The organism is Larkinella terrae (genome assembly GCF_009668025.1).
Lineage (GTDB): Bacteria > Bacteroidota > Bacteroidia > Cytophagales > Spirosomataceae > Larkinella > Larkinella terrae.
The window spans coordinates 481,690-493,517 of record NZ_WJXZ01000004.1 but is presented as its reverse complement, the minus strand read 5'-3'; the positions used below and the strand labels follow the sequence as shown (position 1 = coordinate 493,517).

Here is an 11,828-nt window from a genome sequence, read left to right as displayed (position 1 = left end):
AGCGGACGACAATAAAAAGCAAAAATGAACGAATCAGGAATGATATAAAACGGGTAACGACTCGGCTTTTTCGAGTTCTGTGCTATAATACAGCAAGTTCCAGTTGCCGTCGTGATCTTCGACCAGCGCGCTGAGCGACTCGACCCAATCGCCGGAATTCATGTAAATCAGATCGCCAAACTGACGAATGGCCGGTTGGTGAATGTGGCCGCAAATCACGCCGTCGCAATTTCGGGCTTTGGCGAGTTCGGTCAGTTTTTCTTCAAAATCCGAAATATAGCTCACCGCCTGTTTTACCCGCAGTTTGATTTGCTGCGACAGGGAGTAATACGACAAGCCCCGCCAGGCGCGGTAATTGTTATAAAACTTGTTGATCCAGAGCAGAAACGTATAGCCGATATCACCCAAGTACGCCAGCCATTTCATCTGCGTCGTGATCGTATCGAACACGTCGCCGTGGGTGATGTAGAACTTTTTATCGTTGGAATTCAGCAGATAATCTTTCCGGATGGAAAAATACTTGCCCAGCTTCAGCGGCATGATCTGATCCAGAAAATCATCGTGATTGCCGCGCAGGTAGATCACGCGGGTGTCGTGCCGGTCCATGGCTTTCAAAACCGCCCGCCAGAACGCCGTGTGTTTTTTCTTCCATTCGCCCCCCCGGCGCAGTTGCCAGCCGTCGATGATATCGCCATTTAGAATTAATTTCTGGCAACTGTAGTACTTCAAAAAATCAGTCACTTCCTTTGCCTTCGAACCGCTCGTTCCCAAATGCACATCCGAAATGACGATTGTTCGGAAATGAGTATTGTGTTTCATGTCCGAAAATACGATTCCATTGTGAGGTGGGTATTTCCGCTATTTTACCGGATTGCAAACTTTTTCGGACAATTATGCGGTTTAGTAATATTACCTTAATGTAATTCATTAAATATGGAGAATCCGGTACTCATCTTCGGAGCAGGCAGTCTGGGCGTCACGGCGTTGGATATTTTCCAGCGAAACGGCGTGGTCGTCTACGGTTTGCTGGATGATGATAAAAAATTACACGGCAAAGAATTCGGCGACGTGACGGTTCTGGGCGAAACCGACGACGACGGTTTTCTGAAACTGATTGGCCATAAATGTGAAGCCTTCGTGGCGTTGGGCGACACGCGCGTTCGCAAAAAACTGGTTAAAATGCTGAACGACCGGCGGCACGTGCAACCCGTCAACGCCATTCACGATACGGCCATTGTTTCAACGACGGCGACCATCGGCCACGGCAACCTGATTGCGGCCCGCGTGGTGGTCAATCCGTTTGCCGAAATCGGGCAGCACTGCATCATTCAGTCGGGTTCGGTGATCGACTCGCAGGCCAAACTGGGCGACTTTGTTCACATCGGAACGGGAAGTTTCATTAACCCGGCGGTCACCGTCGAAGAAGGGGCGTTTATTGGCACGGGCGTCACGATTGTGGCCGGGGTGACGATCGGCAAGAACGCCCGGATCGGTGCCGGTTCCGTCGTCATCGAAAACGTAGCCGCCGGAACGACGGTTTTCGGAAATCCGGCGCAGAAAGTTGGGTAATGCCCCTAAATCCCCTGAAGGGGACTTGGACACGGTTTTCTCCAGATCACAAGTCCCCTTCAGGGGATTTAGGGGTTAAAAATCACTCCACATATAACTCCTCATTCGCCAGAAAGTCCTGATAAGTCAGTTCCAGGCCATCTTTCAGCGAGGTGGTGTGTTTCCAGCCCATCGCATGCAGCCGCGAAACGTCCATGAGTTTGCGGGGCGTTCCGTCGGGTTTGTCGGTATTCCAGCGGACTTCGCCTTCGTAGCCCACCACCTGCTGCACCTGCCCGACCAGTTCCCGGATGGTTTCGTCCTCGCCGGTGCCGATGTTGACGAACAGTTCTTCGTCATAATTTTGCATCAGGAAAAAACACGCATCGGCCAGATCGTCGGCGTGCAGAAACTCCCGGCGCGGTGAGCCCGTTCCCCAGACTTCCACAAACGGCTGGTCGTTGACTTTCGCTTCGTGAAACTTGCGGATCAGTGCGGGCAAAACGTGCGAATTTTGCAGATCGTAATTGTCATTCGGGCCGTATAGGTTGGTCGGCATGGCCGAAATGAAATTGCAGCCGTATTGACGACGATACGATTCGCACAGCTTAATCCCGGTAATTTTGGCGATGGCGTACGGTTCGTTGGTTTGTTCCAGAAAACCGCTCAGCAAATATTCCTCTTTCAGCGGCTGCGGGGCCAGTTTCGGGTAAATGCAGGAAGAACCCAGAAACAGCAACTTTTTAACTTCTGTCTTGTAAGCCTGGTGAATAATGTTGGCTTCGATCAGCAGATTGTCGTACAGAAAATCCGCGCGATACGTGTTGTTGGCCACGATACCGCCCACTTTGGCGGCTGCCAGAATGACGTAATCCGGTTTTTCGGCGGCAAAAAAGTCTTCCACAGCGGCCTGGTTGCGCAAATCCAGCTCGGACGACGTGCGAACCAGCAGGTTGTCAAAACCTTCGGATTGTAATTTCCGAACAATGGCCGAACCCACCATGCCCCGGTGACCGGCTACGTATATTTTAGCGTCTTTTTCCACAATTCGTTAATTTTGAACGAAGTTAGGCACGGTTTTCGACAAAATAAAACCGGATCAAAACCGTTTCTTTAAAGGATTAATCTCCTCTGGCCAAACCGGCTGATTTACTGTTGCATGAAACGAATTACATTACTCGGGTTAGTATTGGGATGCTGGCAAACGGTATCGGCGCAGACGACAACCTCGCCGGTCCAGAATTCGTTTACTACTTCGCAGGCACCCGTTATCAATAAAAAGGCCAAAGGCGACAAAAACGGGCCGTCGCTGGTGCCGTCGGGTGTCGAAAATCTGGTGACGGAAACCCTGCCGGATCTGGGGCTGAAAGTAAAACAATTCAAGAAAGAACAGCAGGATAAGGCCGACCGGCGGAAAAAACAAAAGCTTTCGCGGACGGAATACGAAGGCATTCCGATCGTCGAACAATACACCAAGTTCGGGAGTGGCGACCGGACAATCATCGAGAAATTTACGGTCCTGAAGCAATACCGCCAGCCGAATGCCTACGTCCGCGAAACCTACTGGTTCGATCCCAAGGCCCAGCGTGTGTCGTCGTCGCTGATCAAAGACAAAGACAAGGTCATGATCATGCACGGGCCTTATAAACGCTACCAGAACGGTATTCTGCTCGAGGAAGGCTATTATTATCTCGGCGCGAAAGACGGCCGTTGGGAAAAATACGACGCCAATTACATGCTGCTCGACAAGCAGAAATGGAACCGCGGTTTTCCGGCCGAATCCCAGATTGCTTACTACGATTCGTCGCATACCAAAATAAAAGAAGTCCTGCCGAAAGAATTTGGCAAAGTCAACGGACAGTACATGGCTTTCTACGAAGGTGGGCAGTTGATGGCGGAAGGCAAGTACGACAACGGCGTGAAAGTCGGTCGCTGGACCGAATACTACCAGTTTCGTCGGCAGCGCAAAAAGATCACCCAATACGCCCGCGACCGCTGGAACGAGGACTTCGAACCGTACGTCATCAGTGAGTGGGACGACAAGGGCAAAGTGACTTACGAGCGTCCGAAGGAAAAGGAAGTCGCCGAAGACGATCAGTAGTTACAGCAGTTTCTTCACGTCCGGCAGCGCCTTTTCGGCCCACTGGCGGTATTGTTTCCCCGAAAAATGCAGTTGATCTTCCGCAATTTGCGATGGGTCCTGAGCCGCCGTTCGGGATAAGGGCGTAATGTCAACGTAGGTAATACCGGCTTTTTTGCATTCCTCCTGCGCAATGGCGTTGAACGCGTCGATTTCCTGCGCAATCTGCTGGCGGTTGCGCCCGGCCGCGTACGGCGTAACGCCCCAATCGGGAATCGACAGGACAAAAACCCGCTTCGGTTTTTCGCCCGCAAACCGCACCGCCGTTTGCAGCAATTCCCGGAATTCGGCGCGGTACATTTCCGTACTCTGCCCCCGGTACTGGTTATTGACGCCAATCAGCAGCGAAACCAGGTTGTACGTCTTTTGATTTCCGCTCTTTTTAATGGCTTCGCTCAACTCGCCCGTGGTCCAGCCCGTCCGGGCAATGATGTCGGGATCGGTGATGTTCAAACCGTCTTTCCGGAGCAAACCGGCCAGTTGCACACACCAGCGGTCGGTGGCCGGAACGCTCTCGCCGATGGTGTAGGAATCGCCGAGGGCGAGGTAATTTGCGTCAGGATTGGTTACCATAAAACCGTCTTCGGGCCCCGATTGGGCGCAGGCCAAGAAAAGGAAAAGAAAGAATAGATGCACGGAATGTCGCAAAGCCGAGGTTAACTACCAACCGAATACAGAAAAACCGTCTGAACGAAGGCTTCATTTCCGTAAACAGCGAAAAAGGCGTTTAGGTTATCGCCCGGTTTTCATCACTGATTCAGGAAGAGCTGGACATAGCGTTTGCGGTCCGGATACGAATCCATTACAATAACCGTGTGAAGCTGCTTCGGATTAAGGGATGTTACTTGTTCAGCTTTTACCTCTTTTCCGTCGATCATCACTGTAACCTTTTCCGGATCATAGAATTGAAGGCGGTTTTCGGTATTGATAAACACTCCGAAATTTTCATTTTTTCTGCCGGGATTATCCCGCAACCATTGGCCTTTTAACGTTGCGTTGCCGCCTGCTCCGTTTTTCTTATTTTTCTCAATAAAATAATCAATCCGTTTTTCGGCAATCAACTTGGCAACGGCTTTTTCATCATTTTCCACAAGCTGTTTCAGTACAGCAGGCATATTATCCTGGTCATCCAATTCGCCAATACTCAGATCCCCTTTATGAGTTAAGTAACCGCCAATTGACTTGATCGGCCCATCATTTTCATCACCATCGGAGGTTGAGCCACTACCGCCACTTTTTGCATAAACGCTTACGTCAATGATGTCGATGTATAACTGAAAAGGATCAAATTTGATCTGTGTAAAACCAACCGTGTATTGGGTCAATTTTTCAATAGTCTGCTTCAGTTTCGTCAGTTCGTTAAACGACATTTTGGGCGTAATTGCCCAATAGAGCGAATCGCCTTTCTGCACTACATATCGGCTTTTTTTCTCAATTTCAGCAACTGGCAATTTGGAGACCTCCGATTCATTCTCAGAAATAACCGACTTTCCTGCCAACCCTTCAACTGGTTTCTCTACCGCAGCCACCGTCGTGACCAAACCGGTAACTGCAAACAGGAGGGCATAGACCGCCCACGAACGGCGGGATTTGGCCGCCTGATTCATCATCTGAATGCGGTTTTTCAGAAAATGGGAACCGAACCGATTGACGAAACGGAACTGCTCCGGGCGTCGCGGAGCTCGCATTTTCGATTTCATAGGGTGTGTTCAGGAAAAGGTTTACTCAGCCAGTAACTGCCGTTTGGTCGTCACCGCCACCAGCCCTTTGGTCGTAAAAGCGGGTTTGACACTCCCCGCCGAATTTTTATCAAAAACCGCTACCGAAATCCTGTCGTCGGCCCGCAATGCCCGAAACTCCTGGTATGAACCCGGTTTTCCGTCGATCAGGAATGTAAACTGCGTGAGCTGATCCGGCGCGAGCGTTCCTTTGTATAGAAGCTGGCGGCCCAGCGCCATTACGTCCGGATTGGCGGCAAAAACCGCATCCAGAATTTTTCCGTCAATCGTCGTAGCACCGTATTGTCCGGTTTTACCGAAGCGTTTCACGGCTTCCTGCGATGTCAGCACGTTTCGCTTGTAATCCGAAACGGACCCGAACCCGAACGGCTGGCCCGGCCGCAGATTCAGGACCCGGCCGTTGAGCACCACCACCGGTTTTTCGTGTTCCCAGATCGAGAACAGGGTGTCGGGCAACTGCATCACCCGGCGGGCGGTCTGCACCACGAACGGCTTCGAGGCATCGGGCCGGACCGCCGTAATCACAAACGGCGGAATCTGATTCAACGCCCGCGCCACCACCTGACTGCCGTTTTTCACTTCGACCGAAATATGGTCGATCCGGCCCGACGGATTGATGTCGGCCTGGTAGCGCATACCAAGACCTTTATCGGCAAAAACCGCCTGCATTACTTCCAGATCCTGCGTCGTCGTCACCGCCGTAATCAGCCCGAAAACGCCATACCGATTGTCAACGACGTAACGCGAAACGGTTTTGGGAACCGTAAAAGCCGAGCAGGAAAGGGTGACGATGAGGCAAAAAAACAGGTACAGTTGCCAGCCGCCGTTCGAGCGGGGCCGATTCATCATCGAAATCCGGCTTTTCAATTGCGGCTGGTTAAACGAATTGGTCACGGGACGAACCGGAATTGAATTTTCGCCGGAAAGGCTGGCTTTCAGGAGGTAATATTGGTACGATTTTTTTTCGACGCCTTCCTTCAGCACTTCCCGGTCCACGAGATACTCCAGATTTTCCTGAACCAGATGCTGGTGCCACCACGCGAACGGGTTAAACCAGAAGACGATCCGCAGCAATTCCGCCAGCAGCATATCCAGGCTGTGCCATTGCCGGCAGTGAACGCGTTCGTGCGCCAGAATCTGATCGAACTCGTCGGGTTCGTACAAGTCCGGGTTCAGAATCACCCATTTAAAAAACGAAAAGGGGGCGCTGACTTCCGCATTCACCACCAGCCAGACGTTTTCCTGCCACGATCGTTCCGACCGAATTATCAGACGAACAAGTGACACAAGCTGAATGAACAGCCGCCCGCCCAGAAAGATTACCCCTGCCAAATACGCCCACAACAACACCTCCCGCCAGTTGAGCGAAACTGCTTCCGACGCTGGACTCAGGGATGCATCGGGTGCCTGTTTCTGCGGTTTTTGAACCGAAGGGCTGGCCGGTATCGCCTTCAGCTTCGACCAGTCCAGCACCCGTAAATTCGGAACGGTTTGCTGAACCAGGTTGCGAACGGGCGCGGGCCGGAAGTCGGGCAATTCGACCAACGGAAGCACCAGCGCCAGCAGAATGTTCAGCCCGAGCAAATACCGGTTCAGCCCGAACCAGGTGGCCCGGCGGAGCAAAAGCTGGTAGCAGAGCGTCAGCACCGCCAGAATCAGGCCCGCTTGCAGGAGGTAAATCAGGAGGCTCATGGCTACTGCCCTTTCTCGATCATTGTGATAATTTCTTTCAGCTCGTCGACCGAAATTTTGTCCTTTTTGGCAAAGTAGCTCACCAGATTCTTGTAGGAATCATCGAAATAATCAGACACAACCTTCTTCAGAACAAAGCGGTTCTGGTAGTCTTCTTTCGTAATAATCGGATAATATTCGTGCGTGTTGCCGTAGGCCTGGTGGCCCACATACCCCTTTTCTTCCAGGTTTCGGATGATGGTTGAAACGGTATTGTAATGAAGTGGCGGGTCCGTAAAATAGGCCAGCATGTCTTTCACAAAAGCCTGTTCCACTTTCCATAATACCTGCATGATCTCTTCTTCCTTGGCAGTTAACTTTTCCATCGTGCTTGTTTTAGGTTACTACTCGACCCGGAAAAAACCGGGGGGCTGATGTGCCCGGCGCATTAATGACCAAGATAAAACGATTTGCGTAGTTTGCAAACTATTTCCATAGTTTTTTATTGTAGCGAATCCGCGTCCGGTTTCATTTGAATCTACGCGCGTCGGTCGTAGTTTTGTACAAAGACGGGTTATGCGCTACATGAAAAAATTACAGGTGGGATTACTGGCCGGTTTGTGGCTGCTGCTCGCTGGCTGCGACGAAAATGCGGTTTACAAGGGCATCGACGATATCAAAGGCGGCACGTGGTACATCAACAATACGCCGGAGTTTACCTTTGAAATTACGGACACCACGGCCACGTATTCCATTTATTACAACATCCGCAACAGCGTTTCGTATCCGTACTACAACCTATACATTCGTCGTTATCTGCTCGACAGCGACGGAAAAATGCTGGAATCGAAACAGGACGAACTGACCCTGCTCGACCCGAAAACCGGAAAACCGTACGGCGATGGCCTGGGCGATCTTTTCGACCATCGGATCAGCATGATGAAAAAATACCGGTTTTCGCACAGCGGCAAATACACCGTCCGATTGCGGCAATACATGCGCCAGAACCCCCTGCCGGAGATTTACAGCGTGGGCGTGACGGTGGAAAAAGATTTGTAGTATGGAAATTTATCTGCCCCTGTTCCCGCTTAACCTGGTAGTTTATCCCAACGAAGACCTGAATCTGCACATTTTCGAAGAGCGCTACCGGCAGCTGATTACCGAATGCTTGGAAGAAGGCCGTATGTTTGGTATTCCGGCGTTTATCAACAACAAATTGCCCGGCTACGGTACCGAAATGAGCGTGACGACCCTGCACAAACGCTACGAAGACGGCCGGATGGATATCAAGTCGAAGGGCCTGCGGGTATTCCGGATTGCCAGGTTCGAAAATCCATCGCCGGGCAAGCTGTATGCGGGAGGTCAGGTTGAGGTAGTGGAAACCGAACCCGAAATGGGCGATCACCTCGATGAATTAACCGTCAAACTGGTTCGGCTTTATCATTTGCTCCAGCTCAAATCGGAAATCGACGACGAGTCGCCCCTGCTGTCGTTTCGGGTAGCGCACAAAATTGGCTTATCCGTTGAGGAAGAATACGAACTGCTCACGATGGAGACCGAAAACAAACGCCAGCAGTTTCTGATCCGCCACCTCAACCGCGTCTTGCCGGTGGTTTCGGAAATGGAACGGACCAAAGACCGCATCAAAATGAACGGCCATTTTAAAAATCTTGATCCGCTGAAATTTTAGATTTACCCCTCAATCTACCAAATCCTTTACTTTCTTCGGTAGCTTGTCCGTAAACTCTTTCACATTCAGCGGTTTTGTTTTCTGACGCTCGGCTTCACCCAGCAGGTAGCCATACGGTTTCAGCGGTTCGACGGCGTCGAAGATCACTTTGAGGATCGCCGTCATGGGCAGGGCCAGAATCAGGCCGGTAACACCCCAGAGCTGCCCCCAGAGTAACAACACAATAATGGCCGCCAGCGGATTGATACTGACTTTCGAGCCAACGATGTAGGGCGTAATGAAGTTACCTTCCAGAATCTGCACGAACGAAAAGACGCCGATTACCCCCAGGGCCACCAGCGGATTTTCGTGGGTCAGCAGCGTGAACAAAGCCGGAAGCAGCGAGCCAATCAGGATACCGATGTACGGAATCAGAATCATGAATGCGCCCAGAAAGCCAAAGAAAACCGCATAATCGATCCCTAGAATCAGCAGCCCGACGGTGTTCAGTACGCCCACGATACTAATCACCAGCACCAGCCCAACCAGGTAATCCTTGACCACGGTGTAAATCCGGGCAAAAACAACGTCGATTTTGGCCCGTTTCGTGCTGGTAAAAACCTTATAAAAAAACGACCGGAAGAAATCGCGGTACAGCATCAGGAAGAAGATATACAGCGGCACAATCGAGATCGTCGAGAGGGTATTAGTGGTCGCCAGCAGCGTGGAAGTCAGAAAAGAACCGCTTTCGCGAATCAGATTATTGACGTAACTCCGGGCTTCGGAAACCATTTTCGACCGCTCGATGTGAAACCGGTCCTCCCCGAACGTCTGTAGTTTATCCAGAATCTGATTGCCGCGTTCCAGCAGACGGGGTGCTTCACTGGTAAAGTTGGAAATTTGCAGGGAAATCAGGTAAAAAAGCAGGTAAAAAAAGCCGATCAGAATCACCAGACAGATCAGAATAGCAGGTACGCGCGGCACCCGCCAGCGTTCGAGCCGGTGGTTGATTGGGTAAAGAATCATCGCAAACAGAATTGAGAAAACCAGCGGCACGATTAGTTCCTGCATAGCCGACAACCAGTAAACCAGGATCGTCAGCACAATCATGATGCAGGCAAACCGAACGTACGATGGCAAATTGACTTCGGGTACTTTGTTTTCCATATTTTTGGTTACGGTTTTCGGTATACGGTTTTCAGTGGCTGACGCATTCTGTATTCGCGGCTCATTCAATTAGGTATTTAAGAATGCGTCAGCTACCGAAACGTCGGCCCGGCAAAAACCGTATACCGAAAACTATTCTAGAATGTACACTGAATGAACTCCTTTCTTCTCTTCTTGTTTTCGCTCAAAGTCGCACTTTGCACCTGCCACAGCGAGAACAAACGCAGCGGTTTTCGCAGCGGGCGATCCCAGTACAAGGTCTCGCGGACCGGGCGGCTGACAGCGGTGGTCAACGAAAGTTCGGGATTAACCTACCGCGCCGGTCGCAACACGTTCTGGACGCACAACGACAGCGGAGGTCGCCCCACGCTTTACGAAGTCGCCCGCAACGGTTCGCTGGTCGATTCGCTGCCCTTGCCCAGGCTTAAAAACCGGGACTGGGAAGCCCTGACGAAGCAGGACTCGACGGTTTTGTTCATCGGCGACATCGGCAACAATTCCAACGCGCGACGGCAGCTGGAGATTTACCGGATCAACCCTAATCAACCTAACGATTTTCAGGAGATTACGTTTCATTACGCCCTTCAGAAAACGTATCCGGCATCGAAAGATACGCGTAATTTCGACAGTGAAGCCCTTTTTGCCGCAAAAGACAGTTTGTTCCTCGTGTCGAAAAACCGCTCGGAACCCCGGCGATTTGTGAACCTGTACGGCCTTCCCGCCCGGGCCGGTGACTACGCCCTGCTGCCGGTCGACAGTGTTTTTCTGAAAACGATGGTGACTGACGCGGCCCTCAGCCCCGACGGCCAAACGCTGGCGGTGCTGACCTACGGCAAGATTTTTCTGTTTGAGCAAAAAGCCGACCGGATCAGTTTTCAACATCCGACGCGCTGCCTGCGGATTCCGCGGGGCCAAACCGAAGGGCTGACGTTTGTGAACAACACGGATCTGGTCATGACGAACGAACGGGGAAGGATGTATTTGATTCGGAAGAAGTGAGAGCGACAATTCTAATTTCTCAGGCGTAATTTTCTGTCGGTTTATTATCTGATTACTGAAACGCAATTTACCGTCATTTCGTGTTATCTTTTTGTTAATAATCCTGTTAACTTCGTAAAATTGCTGACACAGCGCGTAACTTCGGGTCAGAATTACACCAATTACACCTGCCGAATGAGTGCCGCAAAGAATTCTCAACAACTTCACCGAGTGCTGGTTGTCGACGACGATCCGGATATTGTTGAGCTGTTGCAATACAATCTTGAAAAGGAAGGCTACGACGTCCGCACGGCCTCCGATGGCCGGAAAGCCCTCGATACGGCCCGCACATTTGTTCCTGAACTGGTGCTGCTCGATATCATGATGCCGCAACTCGACGGTATCGAAACCGGTCGTCAGCTTCGCAATTTGCCCGATCTCCGCCAAACATTTATTCTTTATCTGACGGCCCGCTCCGAAGAATATTCGGAAGTAGCCGCTTTTGAAATCGGGGCCGACGACTACATTACGAAGCCCATCAAACCGCGCGCGCTGATGAGCCGCATCAACGCCCTGTTCCGGCGCGAAGCCCAGAAAGCCGATCCGGGCGACAAAATCGAAATCGGCGGGCTGACGATCAACCGACTAAACTACACCGTGACGACCGGCGACAAAACCGTCGTGTTGCCCAAAAAAGAGTTTGAACTGCTGTTTTTCCTGGCGCTGTCGCCCAACAAAGTGTTTGGCCGGGAAGAATTGCTGCAAAAAATCTGGGGCGTTGATATCTACGTGCTCGAACGCACGGTTGATGTGCACATCCGGAAGTTGCGGGAGAAAATTGGTGAAACCTACATCAAAACGCTGAAAGGCGTCGGGTATATGTTCAACGATGAGGTTTAGTTGTATACCTTTACTT

The 11,828-nt window shown here is 51.2% G+C and carries 13 protein-coding genes; 6 read left to right on the top strand and 7 right to left on the bottom strand.

Annotated elements, in window-relative coordinates:
* Window positions 1–33: 33 nt before the first annotated feature.
* Window positions 34–819, bottom strand: a complete 786-nt coding sequence (locus tag GJJ30_RS09225) for a UDP-2,3-diacylglucosamine diphosphatase (protein WP_154174837.1) — start codon at window positions 817–819, stop codon at window positions 34–36.
* Window positions 820–933: 114 nt separating this feature from the next.
* Between GJJ30_RS09225 and GJJ30_RS09220 the strand changes: the two genes are divergently transcribed.
* The gene (locus GJJ30_RS09220) at window positions 934–1,569 is read left to right on the top strand and encodes an acetyltransferase (protein ID WP_154174836.1); all 636 of its coding nucleotides are present in this window, start codon (window positions 934–936) and stop codon (window positions 1,567–1,569) included.
* Window positions 1,570–1,651: 82 nt separating this feature from the next.
* Here the strand turns inward: GJJ30_RS09220 and fcl are convergent, their stop codons facing one another.
* A complete protein-coding gene (gene fcl / locus GJJ30_RS09215; protein ID WP_310588218.1) occupies window positions 1,652–2,593 on the bottom strand; it encodes a GDP-L-fucose synthase in 942 nt (313 codons plus the stop codon).
* A 114-nt stretch (window positions 2,594–2,707) separates the two neighbouring features.
* Here fcl and GJJ30_RS09210 point away from each other — a divergent pair, with 114 nt between their 5' ends.
* The gene (locus GJJ30_RS09210; protein ID WP_229313044.1) at window positions 2,708–3,649 is read left to right on the top strand and encodes a toxin-antitoxin system YwqK family antitoxin; all 942 of its coding nucleotides are present in this window, start codon (window positions 2,708–2,710) and stop codon (window positions 3,647–3,649) included.
* On the opposite strand, the gene GJJ30_RS09205 is transcribed toward GJJ30_RS09210, so the two are convergent.
* From GJJ30_RS09205 to GJJ30_RS09190, 4 genes are all read right to left on the bottom strand, one after another.
* The gene (locus GJJ30_RS09205) at window positions 3,650–4,261 is read right to left on the bottom strand and encodes an SGNH/GDSL hydrolase family protein (RefSeq protein WP_154174835.1); all 612 of its coding nucleotides are present in this window, start codon (window positions 4,259–4,261) and stop codon (window positions 3,650–3,652) included.
* 176 nt (window positions 4,262–4,437) lie between these two features.
* Window positions 4,438–5,298: a hypothetical protein gene (locus tag GJJ30_RS09200; protein WP_154174834.1), complete on the bottom strand. Its 861-nt coding sequence runs from the start codon at window positions 5,296–5,298 to the stop codon at window positions 4,438–4,440.
* 111 nt (window positions 5,299–5,409) lie between these two features.
* The gene (locus GJJ30_RS09195) at window positions 5,410–7,119 is read right to left on the bottom strand and encodes a M56 family metallopeptidase (protein ID WP_154174833.1); all 1,710 of its coding nucleotides are present in this window, start codon (window positions 7,117–7,119) and stop codon (window positions 5,410–5,412) included.
* Window positions 7,120–7,121: 2 nt separating this feature from the next.
* The gene (locus GJJ30_RS09190) at window positions 7,122–7,484 is read right to left on the bottom strand and encodes a BlaI/MecI/CopY family transcriptional regulator (protein WP_154174832.1); all 363 of its coding nucleotides are present in this window, start codon (window positions 7,482–7,484) and stop codon (window positions 7,122–7,124) included.
* Window positions 7,485–7,683: 199 nt separating this feature from the next.
* Between GJJ30_RS09190 and GJJ30_RS09185 the strand changes: the two genes are divergently transcribed.
* Both GJJ30_RS09185 and GJJ30_RS09180 read left to right on the top strand, forming a co-directional pair.
* Window positions 7,684–8,157, top strand: a complete 474-nt coding sequence (locus GJJ30_RS09185) for a gliding motility lipoprotein GldH (protein ID WP_154174831.1) — start codon at window positions 7,684–7,686, stop codon at window positions 8,155–8,157.
* 1 nt (window position 8,158) lies between these two features.
* Window positions 8,159–8,788, top strand: a complete 630-nt coding sequence (locus GJJ30_RS09180) for an LON peptidase substrate-binding domain-containing protein (protein WP_154174830.1) — start codon at window positions 8,159–8,161, stop codon at window positions 8,786–8,788.
* 9 nt (window positions 8,789–8,797) lie between these two features.
* On the opposite strand, the gene GJJ30_RS09175 is transcribed toward GJJ30_RS09180, so the two are convergent.
* Window positions 8,798–9,934 (bottom strand): AI-2E family transporter, encoded by a 1,137-nt coding sequence (locus tag GJJ30_RS09175; protein WP_154174829.1) that lies wholly within the window; start codon window positions 9,932–9,934, stop codon window positions 8,798–8,800.
* Between the two features lie 153 nt (window positions 9,935–10,087).
* On the opposite strand from GJJ30_RS09175, the gene GJJ30_RS09170 reads away from it, so the two are divergent.
* Complete coding sequence (locus GJJ30_RS09170) at window positions 10,088–10,933, top strand: SdiA-regulated domain-containing protein (RefSeq protein WP_154174828.1); 846 nt, start codon at window positions 10,088–10,090, stop codon at window positions 10,931–10,933.
* A gap of 174 nt (window positions 10,934–11,107) precedes the next feature.
* Complete coding sequence (locus GJJ30_RS09165; protein WP_154174827.1) at window positions 11,108–11,812, top strand: response regulator transcription factor; 705 nt, start codon at window positions 11,108–11,110, stop codon at window positions 11,810–11,812.
* Window positions 11,813–11,828 lie beyond the last annotated feature (16 nt).